Genomic DNA, 18015 nt, shown 5'->3' with positions numbered 1-18015 from the left:
ATTGAAGGCGCCACGTCAGTTCCATGACGTTCAAATGAACACGCATTGCGTGATCGGACGCGCGGCAGATGACGGCGACGAGGCGCGGGGGCGCCTTGCACCCACGGGGCCGCACCATGTGGAGCCGGCGCGCGACCTCGGGCATGTTCGCGTCTCGCCGTGTTGCCGAGACCCTCGATCTCTTCGACGGGAGAGGGCTTTAGCTTTCCCCACGCTCGGCACGCAGGCGGGCCCAATAGTCCATGCGCTTCTTGATCTCGCGCTCGAACCCGCGTTCCACCGGGTGGTAAAGGCTCTGCCGGCCCAGGGCCTCGGGGAAATAGTTCTGGCCCGAGAACGCATCCGGCTCGTCGTGATCATATCGGTAGCCGGAGCCGTAGCCCTCGCGCTTCATCAGCTTGGTGGGCGCGTTTAGAATGTGCTTCGGCGGGGTCAGCGATCCGGCCTCCTTGGCGAGCCTCATCGCCGCCTTGTAGGCGGAATAGACAGCGTTGGACTTGGGCGCGGTGGCCACATAGACGATCGCCTGGGCCAGCGCCAGTTCCCCCTCCGGCGAGCCCAGGAAATCGAACGCATCCTTGGCGGCATTGGCCACCACCAGGGCCTGCGGATCGGCATTGCCCACATCCTCGATGGCCATGCGCACGATGCGCCGCGCCAGGAACAGCGGGCTTTCCCCCGCATCCAGCATCCGCGCGAGATAATACAGCGCCGCGTCGGGGTCCGAGCCGCGCACTGATTTATGCAGGGCGGAGATGAGGTTGTAATGCCCGTCCTCGCTCTTGTCGTAGATGGGCGCGCGGCGCTGCACCACCTCCGCAAGGCCGGCCACGTCGAACACCTCGCCCGGCCGCGCCGCCCGCCACACTTCCTCCGCCAGGGTGAGGGAGGCCCGGCCATCCCCATCCGCCATGTTGACCAAAGCCAGGCGTGCCTCGTCCGTCAAAGGCAGCGGCTTTCCCTCCACCTCCTCGGCGCGGGTGAGCAGGCGGCCGACGGCCTCCCCGTCCAGAGGTCGGAACACGAGCACCCGCGCCCGCGACAGCAAGGCCGCGTTGAGCTCGAACGAGGGGTTTTCCGTGGTCGCCCCCACCAGCGTGACGGTGCCATCCTCCATCACCGGCAGGAACGAGTCCTGCTGCGCGCGGTTGAAGCGATGAATCTCGTCCACGAACAGCAAGGTGGACCCGCCGCCCCGCCGCCGCGCCCGCGCCTGCTCGAACACCTTCTTCAGGTCCGCGACACCGGAGAAGATCGCGGAAATCTGCTCGAAGTGCAGATCGGTCGCCGACGCCAGAAGCCGCGCCACCGTGGTCTTGCCCGTGCCCGGCGGTCCCCACAGGATGAGCGAGCCCAGCGACCGCCCCTCCAGCATGCGGGTAAGGACGCCGTCAGGCCCCACCAGATGGTCCTGCCCCACCACCTCGGCAACGCTGGTGGGGCGCAGCCGGTCCGCGAGCGGGCGGGTGCCGCCCTCGCTCGCGCCGCCGCCAACGCCCGCCGCCTCGAACAAGTCGCTCATCTTGCCGCCTCAGCCCGGCAGCAGCGCCGAGATGGCGCGCCCGCCTCGAATGACCACAATGCGCCATGCGCGCATGGGCGCCTGCGTCAGGGTATCGAGCTCGCGGGTGCGGGCGATCTTCTCACCATTCACCTCCACGATCACATCCCCTGGCTTGAAGCCCGCCTGCGCCGCTGGCGTGCCGTCCGCAATCTCGGCGATCACCACGCCGCTCGCGGCCCCATCCACCCGCAGTTCCTCGGCGACCGCCGGCGAAAGATTGACAATCGTGGCCCCGCCGAAAGGCGAGCGCGCGCGCAACTGGACCGCCTCACGCGGCGGCGTCTCCGGAGCACTCTCCAGCACCACCACCACGCTCTCGTTACGCCCGCCCCGGTTGAGCCCGAGCGCCGCGCGGCTGCCGATGGGCCGCGTCGCCAGCCGGTAGTTGAGGGATTCGGGATCCTCGATCCCCTGCCCTTCCACCGCGAGGATAAGGTCGCCCACTTTCAGCCCGGCGCTCGCCGCCGGGCTGCCCGCCGTCACCTCGCGCACCAGGGCGCCGGCCGGACGGGGCAGGCCAAGGCTGTCGGCGATGTCCGGCGTGACCCGCTGCAGCTTGGCGCCGAGCCACGGCCGCCGCACCGCCTTGCCGCCCGACTTCGCCTGATCCAGTACCACCCGCACCATGTTCACCGGAATGGCGAAGCCGATGCCGATGGACCCGCCCGAGCGCGAATAGATGGCTGTGTTGATGCCCACCAGCCGGCCCGCCATATCCACCAATGCGCCTCCGGAATTGCCGGGATTGATGGCGGCATCGGTCTGGATGAAGAATTGGTAGTCCGAAACCCCGACCTGGGTCCGCGCCACGGCCGACACGATGCCTTGCGTCACCGTCTGCCCCACGCCGAAGGGGTCGCCGATGGCGAGCACCAGATCCCCGACCGCCAGTTCGTCCGAATTGCCAAGCTCCAGAGAGGCGAAGGTCTCCTTGGTCTCCAGCTTGAGCCGCAGGATGGCGAGGTCCGTGCGCTGATCGCGCAGCAGAACCTGCGCCTCATATTCCCGCTTATCGTTGAGGGCGACGCGGATTTCGTCCGCCCCCTCGATCACATGGTAGTTGGTCACCACGATCCCCGACGGATCGACGATGACCCCGGACCCCAGCGAGCGCTGCATCCGGTCGGGCGCGCCCAGGCCCGGTGAGCCGCCGGGACCGCCGAAGAAGCGGCGGAAGAAGGGATCGTCGAAGATCGGGTTGACGCGCTGCTGCGCCGTCTTCAGCGCATAGACATTCACAACCGCAGGCGCCGTGCGCGCCACGATCGGGGCAAACGAGAGCTTCACCTCGGCCTGCGAGGCGGGAACCCGCGGCGCCTGGGCGACCGCAGGCCCTGCGCCCAAGACCGCGACGACCAGCATCGCGGACAGCACAAGAGCGCGGGAAAAAAGAGCGCGGGAAAAAAGACCGCACGAAAATCGTCTCGCCATTCGCTCACCCTTCCTGCAGCTAACCCGCGCCTCTGCCGAACCCAACGGATTCGCGCACCCCACCTCTGAATGAAAAAAAGGGCGGCCCGAGGACCGCCCTTTTTCAATGTCCTGCGCGAAGAGGCTCACGCCGCTTCGGCTGCCCCGGCGGCCGCCTCGGCGCGGGCCCGATCGGCGGCACCCTTGGCGCTCTCGTCACGCTCGACGAACTCGATCACGGCCACCGCCGTGTTGTCGCCGTAGCGGAAGCCCGCCTTGATGATGCGGGTATAGCCACCCGGACGCCCCGCATACCGCGGCGCGAGCACGTCGAAGAGCTTCTTCACGATCGCCTGGTCGCGCAGCTCCGCGATGGCCTGACGACGCGCGTGCAGATCGCCGCGCCGGGCAAGCGTCACCAGCTTCTCGACCACGGGACGCAGGTCCTTGGCCTTCGGCAGGGTGGTGACGATCTGCTCATGGGTGATGAGCGCGCCCGCGAGATTCGAGAACATCGCCTTGCGATGCTCGGCGGTGCGGTTGAATTTGCGATGTACCTTGCCGTGACGCATGACGGCGGACTCCTGAAAGATGACGGCGGCGAGCCGAAAGGTTGCGCGGCTCGAGCCGCTTATGGGTTCAGTAGTGTTCCTCGAAGCGCTTCGCGAGCTCTTCGATATTCTCGGGCGGCCAGCCGGGCACTTCCATGCCCAGGTGCAGACCGAGGGAGGCGAGCACTTCCTTGATCTCGTTGAGCGACTTGCGGCCGAAATTCGGCGTGCGGAGCATCTCCGTCTCGCTCTTCTGGATCAGGTCGCCGATGTAGACGATATTGTCGTTCTTCAGGCAGTTCGCCGAGCGGACGGAGAGCTCGAGCTCGTCCACCTTCTTCAGCAGCGCCGGAGAGAACGGCAGGGTCTGGATCGCGGTGGCTTCGCTCTCGCGCTTGGGCTCTTCGAAGTTGACGAAGATCTCCAACTGATCCTGAAGGATGCGAGCCGCATAGGCGAGCGCGTCCTCCGGCGAGATCGAGCCATCGGTCTCGATCTGCATGGTCAGCTTGTCATAGTCGAGAATCTGGCCCTCGCGGGTGTTCTCGACCTTGTAGGAGACCTTGCGCACCGGCGAGTAGAGGCTGTCGATCGGGATCAGGCCGATCGGCGCATCTTCCGGCCGGTTGCGATCCGCCGCGACATAGCCCTTGCCCGTGTCCACGGTGAACTCGATCCGCAGTTCCGCGCCCTCGTCGAGGGTGCAGATGGCGAGGTTCGGGTTCAGCACCTGGATGTCGCCCACGGTCTGGATGTCGCCGGCATGGAGCACGCCGGGACCGGTCTTCTTCGCCACCATGCGCTTGGGGCCATCGCCCTGCATCTTGATGGCGACATCCTTCACGTTGAGAATGATGTCGGTGACATCCTCACGCACGCCAGGGATGGACGAAAACTCGTGCAGCACCCCGTCGATGTGGATGGACGTCACAGCCGCGCCCTGCAGCGACGACAGCAGAATGCGACGCAGCGCATTGCCGAGCGTCATGCCGAAGCCGCGTTCCAGCGGCTCCGCGACCACGGTGGCGAGACGCTTCGGGTCGCTGCCGGCAATCACCTGCAGCTTCTCGGGCTTGATCAGCTCTTGCCAGTTCTTCTGAATCACTTGCATCACCTTGCTTTCTCGCCGGGCTGTCACGGCTGCCGGGGTTTTAAGACCTCATCCGGAGGTGCAGACCCGTCCCGATCGGGGAGGAGAAACCGGGCAAACAAACCGCAGGCACCTGCCCGCGGAACCAAGAGCGGATCAGACGCGGCGACGCTTGCGCGGACGGCAACCGTTGTGCGGAATGGGGGTCACGTCGCGGATCGAGGTGACGAGGAAGCCCGCCGCCTGCAGTGCCCGCAGCGCCGACTCACGTCCCGAACCGGGACCCGACACTTCCACCTCAAGAGTGCGCATGCCGTGCTCCGAGGCCTTGCGGGCCGCGTCCTCGGCGGCCACCTGCGCCGCATACGGCGTGGACTTGCGCGAGCCCTTGAAGCCCATGGCACCGGCGGACGACCAGGAGATCGTGTTGCCCTGCGCGTCGGTGATGGTGATCATGGTGTTGTTGAACGACGCGTTCACATGGGCGACGCCCGACGCGATGTTCTTGCGCTCGCGGCGACGAACGCGTGTAGCTTCCTTGGCCATACTCTTCTAGATCCTTCAGACGCGCCCGTAACACCAGGCGCTCGGGATGACCCCTTCCGGGGCCGGGAAACAGGACAAGGCCGGCATCGCCGGCCTCCCCCTCATCCAGCCTTGCGGCCGATCACTTCTTCTTGCCGGCGATGGCCTTGGCCGGCCCCTTACGGGTCCGCGCGTTGGTGTGGGTCCGCTGACCACGCACCGGAAGGCCGCGACGATGGCGCAGGCCCCGATAGCAGCCGAGGTCCATCAGCCGCTTGATGTTCATGGCGACTTCCCGGCGCAGATCGCCTTCGACGATATAATCGCGGTCGATCGCCTCGCGGATCTGAAGCACTTCCTGGTCGGTGAGCTGGTTCACGCGGCGTTCCGCCGGGATACCCACCTTCTCCACGATCTCCTCGGCCTTCTTGGAGCCGATCCCGTGGATATACTGGAGCGCAATGATCACGCGCTTGTTGGTCGGGATGTTGACGCCTGCAATACGAGCCACTGCTCTCTCCATGTAGCACCAGCGCATGCCGCGCCAGCGAAAGGGGTAGCTCCGCGTCCGGTGGAGGCCGGCCCCTGCGGAGACGAATACGCTACGAATAGGACAAAGGCACCACGCGGACCGACCCTTCCGGGCGGACCGAATGGCACCAACTTCCGAAGCGAGAGAGTGGCCATAGCGGGAATTAACGAAAGAGTCAAATCCCCGAACCTTGCCCCGGAATTCTCGCGTGACATCGTCCCGCGCGGCCCCTTCCGCCTGTCCGCTTATCCGCCCGAAGAAAAGGCCCCTCCGCGCGGGCGAAGGGGCCTTCAACTCTCAACCACATCAGTTTCAAGCGGCCTGACGCAGAACCCCGTCGATCGCGGCGGTGACCGAATCGATCTCCATCATGCCGTCGATCTGCTTGAGCTGCCCCCGCGCCTTGTAATAGGGCGCCACCACGGCGGTGTCGCGATTATAGGCTTCAAGCCGGCTTTTGAAGACCTCCGGATCGTCGTCCTTGCGTACCGGCTCGCCCTTGGCGCGATGCTCGGCCGCGCGGTTGACGATCCGGTCCACCAGCTTCCCTTGATCCACCACCAATTCGATGACCGCATCGAGCTTGATGCCCTTCTCGGTCAACATGCGGTCCAGCTCTTCGGCCTGCGCCACCGTACGCGGGAACCCGTCGAGAATGAAACCGTTCTTGGCGTCTGGCTGCGCCAGGCGATCCGCAATGATGCCGATCACGATCTCGTCAGACACTAGCCCGCCGGCTTCCATCACCGCCTTCGCCTTGAGCCCGACAGGCGTTTCCGCCGCCACTGCGGCGCGCAGCATATCGCCGGTGGAGAGCTGAACGATCCCGTGGCGATTCACCAGACGCTGCGCCTGGGTCCCCTTCCCCGCACCGGGCGGGCCGAGCAGAACAAGCCTCATCACTTCCTCCTCCCCCCACGCAGCTTCGCCTTCTTGACCAGTCCTTCGTACTGATGGGCGAGCAGGTGGCCTTGAATTTGCGACACAGTGTCCATCGTCACACTGACAACAATCAAGAGCGACGTTCCGCCGAAATAGAACGGAACTGCCGCATAGGAAATCAGCAGTTCGGGGAAGAGGCAAACCGCGGCGATGTAGGCGGCGCCCACCACCGTGATGCGCGTCAGCACATAATCGATGTACTCCGCAGTGCGCTCGCCCGGACGGATGCCCGGAATGAAGCCCCCATGCTTCTTCAAATTGTCGGCCGTCTCCACCGGATTGAACACGATTGCCGTGTAGAAGAAGCAGAAGAACACGATAAGCGCGACATAAAGCGCCATATACAGAGGCCGGCCATGCCCCAGGAAGGTGGTGATGGTCTGCAGCCACTCCGGCCCCGCCCCTTGAGTGAAGCTCGCGATGGTGGTCGGAATGAGCAGCAGCGAAGACGCGAAAATCGGCGGGATGACGCCGGACGTGTTCAATTTCAACGGCAGATGCGAGGACTGCCCCTCATAAATCCGGTTCCCCACCTGGCGCTTGGGGTACTGGATGAGCAACCGCCGCTGGGCGCGCTCCATGAACACGATGAACGCGATCACCACCACGGCCATGACCAGCACGCTGAGAATCGCGAGCGTGGAAATCGCGCCCTCGCGCCCAAGTTCCAAGGTGCGCACGAACGCACCCGGCAATTCCGCGACGATGCCGCCGAAAATGATGAGCGAGGTTCCGTTGCCGATGCCCCGCGAGGTGATCTGCTCTCCCAGCCACATCAGGAACATCGTGCCGCCCGTCAGGGTGATGACGGTGGATATGCGGAAGAACCAACCCGGATCCGCCACCACTGCGCCCGACCCTTCAAGGCCCACGGAAATCCCGTAGGCCTGAAACAGAGCCAGCACCACGGTGAGATAACGGGTGTACTGATTGAGCTGCTTGCGGCCCGCCTCCCCCTCCTTCTTCAGCGCTTCGAGCGTAGGAGACACGCTGGTCAGGAGCTGGATGATGATGGAGGCCGAGATGTAGGGCATGATGTTCAGGGCGAAGATGGCCATGCGCTCAACGGCGCCGCCCGAGAACATGTTGAACAGCCCGATGATGCCCTGCTGCGCGTTCTTGAACACGTCCGCCAGCGCGTCGGGATTGATTCCCGGCATCGGGATATACGTACCGAGCCGATAGACGATGAGTGCACCGAGCGTGAACCAGATGCGCTTTTTCAGCTCATCGGCCTTGCCGAGGGCGCCAAAATTGAGGTTCGCCGCGAGTTGTTCCGCCGCCGAGACCATGCCTTGCTCCGCTGGACGCCGCCCTGAGGGCAGCCCTGATATATGGGCGGGTTTTGCGGTGCCAAGGCGGCGCCGGCGCAACGCCCAAAAATGCACATACCCGGCGCGGGGCCGGGCTGCCAAGGGCGAAAGGCTGCACGAGATGCCGCGCCGCGCACCAAAACGGCCGGGCTTCCACCCGGCCGTTCATATTCAGACCGCTTCGGCGGCCACCGTCGGCGCGGCGAGAAGGATCAACTTCCCACCGGCGGCTTCCACCGCCGCCGTCACCGACGCCGTGGCATAAGCCACCTCAAGCGTCACGGGCGACTTCAGCTCACCGCCGCCAAGCACCCGAACACCGTCCTTCAGACGACGCAGGAGACCAGCCGCGACCAGCACCGAAACGGTGATCGGCTCCGCCGCGTTCAGCTTCCCCTCGTCGATCGCCGCCTGAATGCGGCCGATCGACACCTCGTTGTAGTCGAGGCGGAAGATGTTGTGGAAGCCACGCTTCGGCAGACGCCGATGCAGCGGCATCTGGCCACCTTCAAATCCCTTAACGGCCACGCCGGTCCGGGACTTCTGACCCTTGACACCGCGACCGCCAGTCTTGCCCTTGCCGGAGCCGATACCGCGACCGACGCGGATCCGGCCCTTGCGGGCACCCGGGTTGTCCCGGATCTCATCGAGCTTCATCGTTCAGCTCCTCACTCCCCCTCGACCACACGGACGAGGTGGGCGACCTTCGCGATCATACCGCGAACGGCCGGCGTATCCTGGAGAGTGGAGCGACGATGCCGCTTGTTCAACCTGAGACCTTTCAAGGTCGCTTCCTGGTCGAACGGGCGGCGGATCGGCGAGCCGATCTGCTCCACGGTGATGGTCTTTTCGCTCATAATGGCGCGCTCCTAGTTTTCGGTTCGCGCCGCTCAGTCCGTCGCTTCCGCGTCTTCGACGCGGCGGCGGGACTGAAGCTGCGACACCTTGAGGCCGCGCCGGGCAGCAACCGAGCGCGGGCTGTCCTGGTTCTTAAGCGCGTCGAACGTTGCGCGGACCATGTTGTACGGGTTCGAAGACCCGAAGGACTTCGCCACCACGTCGTGCATGCCCAGCGTCTCGAACACGGCGCGCATGGGGCCACCGGCGATGATGCCGGTACCGGCCGGAGCCGCCCGCAACACCACCTTGCCGGCCCCATGGTGGCCATGCACGTCGTGATGCAGCGTGCGACCTTCGCGCAGCGGCACCCGGATCAGCGCGCGCTTTGCGCTTTCCGTGGCCTTGCGGATCGCCTCCGGCACTTCGCGGGCCTTGCCGTGCCCAAAGCCGACCCGCCCCTTCTGATCGCCAACGACGACCAGAGCTGCGAAGCCGAAACGACGACCACCCTTCACCACCTTCGCGACACGATTGATGTGGACCAGCTTGTCCACAAACGTGTTGTCGCGATCCTCGCGCTCATGGCGCTGTTCCCGTTCACGGGCCATATTAACGTCCTCGCGTCAGAACTGAAGGCCGCCTTCGCGGGCGCCCTCAGCGAGCGCCTTGACGCGCCCGTGAAAGATGAATGCACCACGATCAAACACGACCGTGGTCACGCCCTTCGCCAGCGCCCGCTCGGCCACCAGCTTGCCGATCGTCTTGGCCGCTTCGGTGTCCGCGCCGGTCTTGAGAGAGGAGCGCAGCTCCTTCTCCAGGCTCGACGCAGCGGCGAGGGTTTCGCCATTCGCATCGTCGATGATCTGCGCATAAATGTGCTGCGAGGTGCGGTGCACCGACAGGCGCGGACGCCCGTTCGCAGCGGCGCGGATGGCGCGGCGCACCTTGGCCTTGCGGCGCGCCAGCGCCTCCAAATCCTTAGCCATGGTTCGCCTCCGTTACTTCTTCTTGCCTTCCTTGCGGAAGATGAACTCACCCGCGTACTTGACGCCCTTGCCCTTATAGGGCTCGGGGCCGCGGAATTCGCGGATCTCGGCAGCGACCTGCCCGACCTGCTGACGGTTGATGCCCGACACGAGAACTTCGGTGGGCTTCGGCGTGACGATCTGAATTCCTTCCGGAATCGCAAAGATCACGTCGTGGGAATAACCCAAGGACAGGTTCAGGTTCTTACCCTGAACGGCCGCCTTGTAGCCTACGCCCGTGATCTCGAGCTTCTTTTCGAAGCCCTTGGTCACGCCTTCCACCAAATTCGCCACCAGCGTGCGGGACATGCCCCACATGGCCCTGTGCCGATTGGTCTCGCCGTTCATCGCCAGCTGGATCTCGGAACCCTCGATCTTCGCCACGATCTCGTCCACCAGGGTCACTTCAAGCGCGCCCTTCGGACCCTTCACCTTCACCGTCTGGCCGTCCAGCGTGGCGGTCACGCCGGCCGGAATGGCGACGGGAAGCTTGCCGATCTTCGACATTCTATCCTCCTTCGCCTCAGAACACGGTGCAGAGCACTTCGCCGCCAACGTTCTTGTCGCGGGCTTCGTGGTCGGCCATCACGCCCTGGGGCGTGGAGACAACCGCAATGCCGAGACCGTTAGCCACGCGGGGCAGATTCTTCACCGACGCATACACGCGACGACCAGGCTTCGACACCCGCGCAATCTCGCGGATCGCCGGGGCGCCGTCGAAATACTTGAGCTCGATTTCGAACTCGCTGCGACCATTGCCCTGGTCGGTGGTGACGTAGCCACGGATGTAGCCCTCGTCGCGCAGCACCTCGAGCACCGAAGCCCGCAGCCGGGAGCCGGGTGAGGAGGTCTTCTCCTTGCGCCGCATCTGGGCATTGCGAATGCGGGTGATCAGATCGCCGATAGGATCATTCACAGACATGCGATCCTCCTCACCAGCTCGACTTCACGAGACCGGGAACCATCCCCTGGTTGCCAAGCTCACGCAGCGCAATACGGCTCATCTTGAGCTTCCGATAAAACGCCCGCGGCCGACCCGTCACTTCGCATCGATTGCGAATCCGGATCTTCGCGCCGTTGCGCGGCATCTGCGCCAGCTTCAAGGTCGCCTGAAAGCGCTCCTCGATGGGCAGAGTCTTGTCATTCACGATCGCCTTCAGACGCGTGCGCTTCGCCGCCTGGCCCGCGGCCAGCTTGCGACGGCGCTCGTTCGTCTCGATCGCGCTCTTCTTCGCCATCTCTTGCTCCTGTTCTCCGCGTCTGAGGGCGCGTCATCGCCCCCTCACGGCCGGAAAAGCATTCGAAACAGTCACTTCTTGCATCGTCGCCACGGTGGAGACGACAGGGGCGCGCCGAATCGAAGCGCCCCTTCTAATCGATCACTGGCGGAAGGGGAAGTTGAACGCCTTGAGCAGAGCCCGGGCTTCGTCATCCGTCTTCGCGGTCGTGCACACGATGATGTCCATACCCCAGATCTGCTCGACGCGGTCGTAGTTGATCTCGGGGAACACGATGTGCTCCTTGACGCCCATGGCATAGTTGCCGCGGCCATCGAAGCTCTTGGGGTTGAGGCCCCGGAAATCTCGCACACGCGGCAGAGCCATGTTCACGAGCCGGTCCAGGAACTCGTACATGCGCACCTTGCGAAGAGTGACCTTCGCGCCAACCGGCTGGTTCTCGCGCAGCTTGAAGTTCGAAATCGCCTTGCGGGCGCGGGTCAACACCGGCTTCTGACCGGCGATCATCGCCAGATCGGCCGCAGCGGTGGTGGCCTTCTTGGTGTCGGCAGTGGCTTCACCAACACCCATGTTGATGACGATCTTTTCGATCGTCGGCACTTCCATGGGATTCTTGTAGCCAAACTGCTCGATCAGCTTCGGCCGCACCACGGAATCATAGTGGCCGCGCAGCCGCGGAGTATAAGCCTCAGCCATCGATCTTCTCCCCGGAACGCTTGGCCACACGGACCTTGCTCCCGTCTTCCAGCACCTGGAAGCCGACGCGAACCGGCTTGCCGTCCTTCGGATCGGCAACGGCGATGTTCGACAGGTGGATCGGCCCCTCCTTGGGGATGATGCCGCCCTCTTGGTTCGCCGTCTGGCGCTGATGGCGCTTGACAATGTTAATGCCACGGACGAGCGCGCGCTCTTCCTTCGGCATCACCTGAATGACCTCGCCGGTGCGGCCCTTGTCGCGGCCGGCGAGGACGACGACCTTGTCGCCTTTCTTGATCTTCGCGGCCATCACAGCACCTCCGGCGCCAGCGAGATGATCTTCATGTGGTTCTTGGAGCGCAGCTCGCGCGGAACCGGTCCGAAGATACGCGTGCCCACCGGCTCCTTGTTGTTGTTGATCAGCACCGCCGCATTGCGGTCGAAGCGGATCACGGAGCCGTCCACCCGACGGATGTCCTTGGCGGTACGCACCACCACGGCCTTCATCACGTCGCCCTTCTTCACACGGCCGCGCGGAATGGCTTCCTTGATCGACACCACGATGATGTCGCCCACGTGGGCATACTTCCGCTTCGAGCCGCCAAGCACCTTGATGCACATGACGCGACGCGCACCGGAATTGTCCGCCACGTCGAGATTGGTCTGCATCTGGATCATGACGCACCTGTTCTCGTCATCCGGCGCCGCCGGTCACCCGGCTTTGCCTAACCCTTGTTCTCCGTGCCCGCTCATCGAAACACGGATCGCCGCAATGCGGTCTCCTCTCACGCTCCCCGAAAGACAGCGCGACGGACCCAGCATCGGAGCTTTCCCCCACCCGGGCCGAATCACCCGGGTGAGAAAGTTCTCTGTATCAGACCTCGGCCCGCTTCTCACCCTGGATCACGATCCAGTTCTTCAGCTTGGACAGGGGCCGATGCTCCTCGATCCACACAGTATCCCCCACCTTCCAGGCATTCGCCTCGTCATGGGCATGATACTTTTTGGACCGACGAACGGTCTTCTTGAGCAGCGGATGGGTGAAGCGGCGCTCCACCCGGACCACCACGGTCTTGTCGGTCTTGTCGCTCACCACGACGCCCTGGAGCACGCGCTTCGGCATCGCTTCCTCACTTCGCCTTCTGCGCCGCGCCGGCGCTCTTCTGAGTCTGCACGGTCTTGACCCGCGCGATATCGCGGCGGACCTGCTTGCTCCGTGCAGTGTTTTCCAGCTGACCCGTCGCCTTCTGGAAGCGCAGGTTGAACTGTTCCTTCTTCAGCTTCAGCAGCTCATCCGCGAGCTGATCGGGGCTGAGGGCCCGAACGTCCTCGGCTTTCATGAGCCTCTCCTTACTCGGCGATGCGCTGGATGAAGCGCGTCTTGATGGGCAGCTTGGCCGCCGCGAGCGTCAGAGCCTCGCGGGCGAGCTCAACACTCACGCCATCGATCTCGAACATGATGCGGCCAGGCTTGATCTTGGCCGCCCAGTATTCCGGAGCGCCCTTGCCCTTACCCATACGCACTTCGGTGGGCTTAGCAGACACGGGCACATCCGGGAATACCCGGATCCACACCCGACCCGCACGCTTCATGTGGCGGGTGAGGGCACGACGGGCCGCCTCGATCTGGCGGGCGGTGACACGCTCCGGCTCGACGGCCTTCAGGCCGAACTCGCCGAAGTTCAGTTCCGTACCGCCCTTGGCGACGCCGTGAATGCGTCCCTTGAACTGCTTGCGGAACTTGGTGCGCTTGGGTTGCAGCATGGCTTAATCGCCTTCTCTCTCGCCAGCCGTCACGCGCGGGAGCCGCGATCGCGGTCGCCGCGATCGCCACGCTCACGGTCACCACGCTCACGCCGCTGGGGACGCGAGGACGGACCGGCTTCCTGCTCGGCCTGACGCTTATCCTGCGCCATCGGATCATGCTCGAGGATCTCGCCCTTGAAGATCCACACCTTGACACCGCAGGTGCCGTAGGTGGTGAACGCCGTGGCGGTTCCATAGTCCACATCCGCACGCAGCGTATGCAGCGGAACGCGACCCTCGCGATACCATTCGAGACGCGCGATCTCCGCTCCACCCAGACGGCCGGAGCAGTTGATACGGATGCCTTCGGCACCAAGACGCATCGCGGATTGCACAGCGCGCTTCATGGCGCGCCGGAACGCCACGCGGCGCTCGAGCTGCTGGGCGATGGATTCCGCCACCAGCCGCGCATCGATCTCCGGCTTCCGGATCTCGACGATGTTGATGAAGACTTCCGAGTTGGTCATCTCGGAGACCTTCTTGCGCAGCTTGTCGATGTCCGCGCCCTTCTTGCCGATCACCACACCCGGACGACCCGAGTAGATGGTCACGCGGCACTTCTTGTGCGGACGCTCGATCACCACCTTGGACACCGCGGCCTGCTTGAGCTGCTTGAACAGCATCTCGCGGATCTTGATGTCCTCGTGCAGGAGCTGGCCGTATTCGCCCTTGTTGGCGAACCAGCGCGAGTCCCAAGTGCGGTTGATGCCGAGCCGGAGCCCGACCGGATTGACCTTCTGACCCATCAGGCCCGCTCCTCGACTTCCCGCACCACGATGGTGATGTGGGAGAAGGGCTTCTCGATGCGCGAGGCGCGACCACGCGCTCGCGGCGAGAACCGCTTCATCACCAATCCCTTGCCCACATGCGCTTCGGCGACGATCAGGTCGTCCACGTCGAGCTCGTGGTTGTTCTCGGCATTGGCGATCGCGCTCTCAAGGCACTTCTTCACGTCGCGGGCGATCCGCTTGTGAGAGAACTCGAGATCGGCGAGCGCCGTCGCCACCTTCTTGCCGCGGATCAGGCCCGCGACAAGGTTCAGCTTCTGCGGCGAGACGCGCAGATTGCGCGCCACAGCCTTGGCTTCGTTGTCCGCGAGCGCGCGGGGCTTTGCCTGCTTACTCATGACCGATCACCGCCGCTTCGACTTCTTGTCGGCCGCGTGTCCGTAGTAGGTCCGCGTGGGGGCGAACTCACCGAACTTGTGACCGATCATGTCTTCGGAGACGGACACCGGCACATGCTTCTGCCCGTTGTAGACGCCGAAGGTTAAGCCCACGAATTGGGGCAGGATGGTGGAGCGCCGGCTCCAAATCTTGATCACGTCCCTGCGACCCGAACCCTGAGCGGCATCCGCCTTCTTGAGCAGGTAGCCGTCGACGAACGGGCCTTTCCAAACCGACCTAGTCATCTGTCAGGCCCTCACTTCTTCCGCTTGTGACGGCTGGACACGATGAACCGGTCCGTCGCCTTGTTGTTGCGGGTCTTCTTACCCTTGGTAGGAATACCCCAGGGCGTCACCGGATGACGGCCACCCGAGGTGCGGCCTTCACCGCCGCCGTGGGGATGATCCACCGGGTTCATGACGACACCGCGGTTATGCGGTCGCTGCCCGAGCCACCGGTTACGACCGGCTTTGCCCATCGAGGTGTTCATGTGATCCGGGTTCGACACCGCACCAACGGTCGCGAAGCACGCGCCGTGGACGAGCCGCTGCTCACCCGAATTCAGACGCACGATCACATAACCCTGATCGCGACCAACGATCTGCGCGTAGCTGCCGGCGGACCGGGCGATCTGCCCGCCCTTGCCCTGCTTCAGCTCCACATTGTGCACGATGGTGCCAACCGGAAGCGAAGAGAGAGGCCCGGCATTACCCGGCTTCACGTCCACCTGCGGCCCGGCGATCACCTGATCGCCAACCGACAGGCGCTGCGGCGCCAGGATATAAGCCAGCTCGCCGTCCTCATACTTGATGAGGGCGATGAACGCCGTGCGATTCGGGTCGTACTCGAGCCGCTCAACGGTCGCCGGCACGCCGCGCTTGGTGCGCTTGAAGTCCACCAAGCGGTAAGTCTGCTTGTGGCCGCCGCCGCGGAAGCGGACGGTGATGCGACCGTTATTGTTACGTCCGCCCGAGGAACTCTTGCCCTCGGTCAGGGTCTTCACCGGCTTGCCCTTGTAGAGCCCGGAGCGGTCCACGATCACGAGCTGGCGAAGGCTCGGCGTGACCGGCTTGAAATGCTTCAGCGCCATGGTCTTTTCCCGTTCCCCTCAGCTCTTCAGAGGCCCGTGGTGATATCGATCTTCTGGCCCTCTTCGAGGGTCACGACCGCTTTCTTGACGTCGCTCTGAACGCCCTTGCGGCCGCGGAAGACCTTCACCTTGCCCTTACGGACCAGGGTGTTGACGCTCTTGACCTTGACGTCGAAGAGCTTTTCCACCGCTTCCTTGATCGCCGGCTTGGTGGCGGTTTTCGCCACCTTGAAGACGACCTTGTTCTGCTCGCTCTGGATCGTCGCCTTTTCGGTGATGACCGGCGAGACGATCACGTCGTAATGACGCGGCTCGATATTGCGCGCGGAACTCATTTGAAGCGCGCCTCCAGCGCATCCACGGCGGCCTTCGTCAGCACCAGCGTGTCGCGACGCAGGATGTCGTAGACGTTGATGCCCTGGACCGGGAGCACATCCACGTAGGGCAGGTTACGGGCGGCCAGCGCCACGTTCTGCTCCACCTGGGCCCCGTCCACGATGAGCACCGACGCCCAGCCGAGCTGCGCGAAACGGTCCTTCAAGGCCTTGGTCTTCGGATCGGCGAGCGACACACTGTCGACCACCACGATCTGCTCCGCCTTCAGCTTCGACGACAGAGCATGCTTCAGCGCGAGGGCACGGACCTTCTTCGGCAACTCGATGGCGTGCGAACGCACCACCGGACCGAAGGCGCGGCCGCCGCCACGAAACTGCGGCGCAGACGCCGCACCGTGACGGGCATTACCAGTGCCCTTCTGCTTGTACATCTTCTTGGACGTGCGGTTGATTTCCGAACGTCCCTTGGTGCGGTGCGTGCCCGCCTGGCGACGCGCCAGCTGCCACGTCACCATGCGGTGCAGAATGTCCGCGCGCGGCTCGAGACCGAAGATCTCGTCCGACAGCGTCACGGAGCCGGCGTCGGCGCCGTCGAGCGTCTTGACGGTGAGTTCCATCACGCGCCCTCCTCATTGGTGGCTTCAGCCGCAGGAGCAGCAGCCTCGGCCGCGGTCGCGATCTTGAACGCACCCGGCTTCGGGGCATCTTCCGGCAGCCGCTTCTTCACCGCGTCACGCACGGTGATCCAGCCACCCGCGTGACCGGGGACCGCGCCTTCGACGGCGATCAAGCCGCGCTCGACGTCGGTCATCACGACCTTCAGATTCTGCGTGGTGACGGTCACGTCACCCATGTGGCCCGGCATCTTCTTGTTCTTAAAGGTCTTGCCGGGGTCCTGACGGCCACCGGTCGAACCGATCGAACGATGCGAGATCGACACGCCGTGGGTGGCACGCAGACCACCGAAGTTATGCCGTTTCATGCCGCCGGCGTAACCCTTACCAATGGTGGTACCGGTCACATCCACGTACTGGCCCACCACGAAGTGGTCCACAGTGATCTCAGCGCCCACCGGGATCAGCGCTTCTTCCGGAACCCGGAATTCCGCCATCTTCCGCTTGGGCTCAACCTGAGCCACCGCAAAGTGACCACGCTCAGCGCGGGTCACATTCTTCGGCTTGCGACGGCCAGCACCAAGCTGGACCGCAACATAACCGTTCTGATCGAGCGTACGGTGGGCAACCACCTGGCAGCTCTCGACTTTCAGCACAGTGACCGGAACATGTTCACCGGCATCCGTGAAGATGCGGGTCATGCCGACCTTCTGGGCGATGACGCCTGACCGCATGGTCGTGTCTCCTCGCCTCTCGTTCAGAGCTTGATTTCGACGTCAACGCCGGCGGCGAGGTCGAGCTTCATCAGCGCGTCCACCGTCTGGGGCGTCGGATCGACGATATCGAGCAACCGCTTGTGAGTACGCATCTCAAACTGCTCGCGCGACTTCTTGTCGATGTGCGGAGAGCGATTGACGGTGAACTTCTCGATCCGCGTCGGCAGCGGAATCGGGCCGCGCACCTGCGCACCCGTGCGCTTGGCCGTGGCGACGATCTCTCGCGTCGACGCATCGAGGATGCGGTGATCGAACGCCTTCAGGCGAATTCGAATGTTCTGGCCGTTCATGGCTCAAAGGCTCCGGGAATGAAGGGCACGCGCACCGCGCGCATCGCGCCGCGCGACGTGCCCCCGTTTCTTTTCGTTTAGCTCACTCGATGATGGAGGCGACGACACCGGCGCCAACCGTGCGGCCACCCTCGCGGATGGCGAAGCGCAGCTTTTCTTCCATGGCGATCGGAACGATCAGCGCCACGTCCATGGACACGTTGTCGCCCGGC

General features: G+C 64.3%; 30 protein-coding genes. All 30 read right to left on the bottom strand.

Features of this window, described 5'->3' with window-relative positions:
- Positions 1-199: 199 nt before the first annotated feature.
- On the bottom strand, positions 200-1522 hold the full coding sequence (locus HUW53_RS07535) for a replication-associated recombination protein A (protein WP_237345139.1): 1323 nt from the start codon (positions 1520-1522) through the stop codon (positions 200-202).
- Between the two features lie 9 nt (positions 1523-1531).
- A complete protein-coding gene (locus tag HUW53_RS07530) occupies positions 1532-2926 on the bottom strand; it encodes a Do family serine endopeptidase (protein WP_237345138.1) in 1395 nt (464 codons plus the stop codon).
- A 194-nt stretch (positions 2927-3120) separates the two neighbouring features.
- Complete coding sequence (gene rplQ, locus HUW53_RS07525; RefSeq protein WP_237345137.1) at positions 3121-3546, bottom strand: 50S ribosomal protein L17; 426 nt, start codon at positions 3544-3546, stop codon at positions 3121-3123.
- A gap of 67 nt (positions 3547-3613) precedes the next feature.
- Positions 3614-4636 carry a DNA-directed RNA polymerase subunit alpha gene (locus HUW53_RS07520; protein WP_237345278.1) on the bottom strand — a complete coding sequence of 341 codons (1023 nt, stop codon included), beginning with the start codon at positions 4634-4636 and terminating at the stop codon, positions 3614-3616.
- Between the two features lie 135 nt (positions 4637-4771).
- Positions 4772-5161, bottom strand: a complete 390-nt coding sequence (rpsK, locus tag HUW53_RS07515) for a 30S ribosomal protein S11 (protein WP_237345136.1) — start codon at positions 5159-5161, stop codon at positions 4772-4774.
- A 121-nt stretch (positions 5162-5282) separates the two neighbouring features.
- On the bottom strand, positions 5283-5651 hold the full coding sequence (rpsM, locus tag HUW53_RS07510; RefSeq protein ID WP_237345135.1) for a 30S ribosomal protein S13: 369 nt from the start codon (positions 5649-5651) through the stop codon (positions 5283-5285).
- A gap of 333 nt (positions 5652-5984) precedes the next feature.
- Positions 5985-6572 carry an adenylate kinase gene (locus tag HUW53_RS07505; protein ID WP_237345134.1) on the bottom strand — a complete coding sequence of 196 codons (588 nt, stop codon included), beginning with the start codon at positions 6570-6572 and terminating at the stop codon, positions 5985-5987.
- Complete coding sequence (gene secY, locus HUW53_RS07500; RefSeq protein WP_237345133.1) at positions 6572-7906, bottom strand: preprotein translocase subunit SecY; 1335 nt, start codon at positions 7904-7906, stop codon at positions 6572-6574. Before secY ends, HUW53_RS07505 begins: the two co-directional genes overlap by 1 nt.
- 192 nt (positions 7907-8098) lie before the next feature.
- Positions 8099-8584: a 50S ribosomal protein L15 gene (gene rplO / locus HUW53_RS07495; protein ID WP_237345132.1), complete on the bottom strand. Its 486-nt coding sequence runs from the start codon at positions 8582-8584 to the stop codon at positions 8099-8101.
- Positions 8585-8595: 11 nt separating this feature from the next.
- A complete protein-coding gene (rpmD, locus tag HUW53_RS07490) occupies positions 8596-8784 on the bottom strand; it encodes a 50S ribosomal protein L30 (RefSeq protein ID WP_237345131.1) in 189 nt (62 codons plus the stop codon).
- Positions 8785-8817: 33 nt separating this feature from the next.
- Positions 8818-9375, bottom strand: a complete 558-nt coding sequence (rpsE, locus tag HUW53_RS07485; protein WP_237345130.1) for a 30S ribosomal protein S5 — start codon at positions 9373-9375, stop codon at positions 8818-8820.
- A 15-nt stretch (positions 9376-9390) separates the two neighbouring features.
- Positions 9391-9753 (bottom strand): 50S ribosomal protein L18, encoded by a 363-nt coding sequence (gene rplR / locus HUW53_RS07480; RefSeq protein ID WP_237345129.1) that lies wholly within the window; start codon positions 9751-9753, stop codon positions 9391-9393.
- Between the two features lie 12 nt (positions 9754-9765).
- A complete protein-coding gene (gene rplF / locus HUW53_RS07475; protein WP_237345128.1) occupies positions 9766-10299 on the bottom strand; it encodes a 50S ribosomal protein L6 in 534 nt (177 codons plus the stop codon).
- 16 nt (positions 10300-10315) lie between these two features.
- Entirely contained in the window at positions 10316-10714 is a 399-nt protein-coding gene (gene rpsH, locus HUW53_RS07470; RefSeq protein WP_237345127.1) for a 30S ribosomal protein S8, read from the bottom strand.
- 10 nt (positions 10715-10724) lie between these two features.
- Positions 10725-11030 (bottom strand): 30S ribosomal protein S14, encoded by a 306-nt coding sequence (gene rpsN / locus HUW53_RS07465; RefSeq protein ID WP_237345126.1) that lies wholly within the window; start codon positions 11028-11030, stop codon positions 10725-10727.
- A 141-nt stretch (positions 11031-11171) separates the two neighbouring features.
- A complete protein-coding gene (gene rplE / locus HUW53_RS07460) occupies positions 11172-11726 on the bottom strand; it encodes a 50S ribosomal protein L5 (protein ID WP_237345125.1) in 555 nt (184 codons plus the stop codon).
- Positions 11719-12036, bottom strand: coding sequence for a 50S ribosomal protein L24 (rplX, locus tag HUW53_RS07455; RefSeq protein ID WP_237345124.1), 318 nt, complete (start codon positions 12034-12036; stop codon positions 11719-11721). Before rplX ends, rplE begins: the two co-directional genes overlap by 8 nt.
- Positions 12036-12404 carry a 50S ribosomal protein L14 gene (rplN, locus tag HUW53_RS07450; protein WP_237345123.1) on the bottom strand — a complete coding sequence of 123 codons (369 nt, stop codon included), beginning with the start codon at positions 12402-12404 and terminating at the stop codon, positions 12036-12038. The genes rplX and rplN overlap by 1 nt, the downstream gene beginning before the upstream one ends.
- Positions 12405-12600: 196 nt before the next feature.
- Entirely contained in the window at positions 12601-12849 is a 249-nt protein-coding gene (rpsQ, locus tag HUW53_RS07445) for a 30S ribosomal protein S17 (RefSeq protein ID WP_234050018.1), read from the bottom strand.
- Between the two features lie 7 nt (positions 12850-12856).
- The gene (gene rpmC, locus HUW53_RS07440; RefSeq protein ID WP_237345122.1) at positions 12857-13066 is read right to left on the bottom strand and encodes a 50S ribosomal protein L29; all 210 of its coding nucleotides are present in this window, start codon (positions 13064-13066) and stop codon (positions 12857-12859) included.
- 10 nt (positions 13067-13076) lie between these two features.
- Positions 13077-13490, bottom strand: coding sequence for a 50S ribosomal protein L16 (gene rplP / locus HUW53_RS07435; RefSeq protein ID WP_237345121.1), 414 nt, complete (start codon positions 13488-13490; stop codon positions 13077-13079).
- A 29-nt stretch (positions 13491-13519) separates the two neighbouring features.
- A complete protein-coding gene (gene rpsC / locus HUW53_RS07430; protein ID WP_237345120.1) occupies positions 13520-14278 on the bottom strand; it encodes a 30S ribosomal protein S3 in 759 nt (252 codons plus the stop codon).
- Positions 14278-14658, bottom strand: a complete 381-nt coding sequence (gene rplV, locus HUW53_RS07425; RefSeq protein WP_234050014.1) for a 50S ribosomal protein L22 — start codon at positions 14656-14658, stop codon at positions 14278-14280. Before rplV ends, rpsC begins: the two co-directional genes overlap by 1 nt.
- 6 nt (positions 14659-14664) lie before the next feature.
- Positions 14665-14943, bottom strand: a complete 279-nt coding sequence (rpsS, locus tag HUW53_RS07420) for a 30S ribosomal protein S19 (protein ID WP_237345119.1) — start codon at positions 14941-14943, stop codon at positions 14665-14667.
- A gap of 11 nt (positions 14944-14954) precedes the next feature.
- Entirely contained in the window at positions 14955-15788 is an 834-nt protein-coding gene (gene rplB / locus HUW53_RS07415; RefSeq protein WP_237345118.1) for a 50S ribosomal protein L2, read from the bottom strand.
- Positions 15789-15814: 26 nt separating this feature from the next.
- On the bottom strand, positions 15815-16123 hold the full coding sequence (locus HUW53_RS07410; protein WP_237345117.1) for a 50S ribosomal protein L23: 309 nt from the start codon (positions 16121-16123) through the stop codon (positions 15815-15817).
- Positions 16120-16740, bottom strand: coding sequence for a 50S ribosomal protein L4 (gene rplD, locus HUW53_RS07405; RefSeq protein ID WP_237345116.1), 621 nt, complete (start codon positions 16738-16740; stop codon positions 16120-16122). Before rplD ends, HUW53_RS07410 begins: the two co-directional genes overlap by 4 nt.
- Positions 16740-17471: a 50S ribosomal protein L3 gene (gene rplC / locus HUW53_RS07400; protein ID WP_237345115.1), complete on the bottom strand. Its 732-nt coding sequence runs from the start codon at positions 17469-17471 to the stop codon at positions 16740-16742. The genes rplD and rplC overlap by 1 nt, the downstream gene beginning before the upstream one ends.
- A gap of 23 nt (positions 17472-17494) precedes the next feature.
- Complete coding sequence (gene rpsJ, locus HUW53_RS07395; protein WP_012113701.1) at positions 17495-17803, bottom strand: 30S ribosomal protein S10; 309 nt, start codon at positions 17801-17803, stop codon at positions 17495-17497.
- Positions 17804-17885: 82 nt separating this feature from the next.
- On the bottom strand, positions 17886-18015 hold a 130-nt coding region (locus HUW53_RS07390), incomplete at its 5' end, for an EF-Tu C-terminal domain-related protein (RefSeq protein ID WP_474001518.1).

This window comes from Xanthobacter agilis (genome assembly GCF_021730435.1).
In the GTDB taxonomy this organism is placed as follows: Bacteria; Pseudomonadota; Alphaproteobacteria; order Rhizobiales; family Xanthobacteraceae; genus Xanthobacter; species Xanthobacter agilis.
Note: the sequence above shows the minus strand (reverse complement) of the source record. Positions and strands in the feature narration are given on the sequence as shown.

Coding starts and splice junctions, on each gene's coding strand:
- HUW53_RS07535 (WP_237345139.1), bottom strand. CDS start 1,522: ATGAGCGACTTGTTCGAGGCGGCGGGCGTTGGCGGCGGCGCGAGCGAG.
- HUW53_RS07530 (WP_237345138.1), bottom strand. CDS start 2,926: ATGCTGGTCGTCGCGGTCTTGGGCGCAGGGCCTGCGGTCGCCCAGGCG.
- rplQ (WP_237345137.1), bottom strand. CDS start 3,546: ATGCGTCACGGCAAGGTACATCGCAAATTCAACCGCACCGCCGAGCAT.
- HUW53_RS07520 (WP_237345278.1), bottom strand. CDS start 4,636: ATGCAAGTGATTCAGAAGAACTGGCAAGAGCTGATCAAGCCCGAGAAG.
- rpsK (WP_237345136.1), bottom strand. CDS start 5,161: ATGGCCAAGGAAGCTACACGCGTTCGTCGCCGCGAGCGCAAGAACATC.
- HUW53_RS07505 (WP_237345134.1), bottom strand. CDS start 6,572: ATGAGGCTTGTTCTGCTCGGCCCGCCCGGTGCGGGGAAGGGGACCCAG.
- secY (WP_237345133.1), bottom strand. CDS start 7,906: ATGGTCTCGGCGGCGGAACAACTCGCGGCGAACCTCAATTTTGGCGCC.
- rplO (WP_237345132.1), bottom strand. CDS start 8,584: ATGAAGCTCGATGAGATCCGGGACAACCCGGGTGCCCGCAAGGGCCGG.
- rpmD (WP_237345131.1), bottom strand. CDS start 8,784: ATGAGCGAAAAGACCATCACCGTGGAGCAGATCGGCTCGCCGATCCGC.
- rpsE (WP_237345130.1), bottom strand. CDS start 9,375: ATGGCCCGTGAACGGGAACAGCGCCATGAGCGCGAGGATCGCGACAAC.
- rplR (WP_237345129.1), bottom strand. CDS start 9,753: ATGGCTAAGGATTTGGAGGCGCTGGCGCGCCGCAAGGCCAAGGTGCGC.
- rplF (WP_237345128.1), bottom strand. CDS start 10,299: ATGTCGAAGATCGGCAAGCTTCCCGTCGCCATTCCGGCCGGCGTGACC.
- rpsH (WP_237345127.1), bottom strand. CDS start 10,714: ATGTCTGTGAATGATCCTATCGGCGATCTGATCACCCGCATTCGCAAT.
- rpsN (WP_237345126.1), bottom strand. CDS start 11,030: ATGGCGAAGAAGAGCGCGATCGAGACGAACGAGCGCCGTCGCAAGCTG.
- rplE (WP_237345125.1), bottom strand. CDS start 11,726: ATGGCTGAGGCTTATACTCCGCGGCTGCGCGGCCACTATGATTCCGTG.
- rplX (WP_237345124.1), bottom strand. CDS start 12,036: ATGGCCGCGAAGATCAAGAAAGGCGACAAGGTCGTCGTCCTCGCCGGC.
- rplN (WP_237345123.1), bottom strand. CDS start 12,404: ATGATCCAGATGCAGACCAATCTCGACGTGGCGGACAATTCCGGTGCG.
- rpsQ (WP_234050018.1), bottom strand. CDS start 12,849: ATGCCGAAGCGCGTGCTCCAGGGCGTCGTGGTGAGCGACAAGACCGAC.
- rpmC (WP_237345122.1), bottom strand. CDS start 13,066: ATGAAAGCCGAGGACGTTCGGGCCCTCAGCCCCGATCAGCTCGCGGAT.
- rplP (WP_237345121.1), bottom strand. CDS start 13,490: ATGCTGCAACCCAAGCGCACCAAGTTCCGCAAGCAGTTCAAGGGACGC.
- rpsC (WP_237345120.1), bottom strand. CDS start 14,278: ATGGGTCAGAAGGTCAATCCGGTCGGGCTCCGGCTCGGCATCAACCGC.
- rplV (WP_234050014.1), bottom strand. CDS start 14,658: ATGAGTAAGCAGGCAAAGCCCCGCGCGCTCGCGGACAACGAAGCCAAG.
- rpsS (WP_237345119.1), bottom strand. CDS start 14,943: ATGACTAGGTCGGTTTGGAAAGGCCCGTTCGTCGACGGCTACCTGCTC.
- rplB (WP_237345118.1), bottom strand. CDS start 15,788: ATGGCGCTGAAGCATTTCAAGCCGGTCACGCCGAGCCTTCGCCAGCTC.
- HUW53_RS07410 (WP_237345117.1), bottom strand. CDS start 16,123: ATGAGTTCCGCGCGCAATATCGAGCCGCGTCATTACGACGTGATCGTC.
- rplD (WP_237345116.1), bottom strand. CDS start 16,740: ATGGAACTCACCGTCAAGACGCTCGACGGCGCCGACGCCGGCTCCGTG.
- rplC (WP_237345115.1), bottom strand. CDS start 17,471: ATGCGGTCAGGCGTCATCGCCCAGAAGGTCGGCATGACCCGCATCTTC.
- rpsJ (WP_012113701.1), bottom strand. CDS start 17,803: ATGAACGGCCAGAACATTCGAATTCGCCTGAAGGCGTTCGATCACCGC.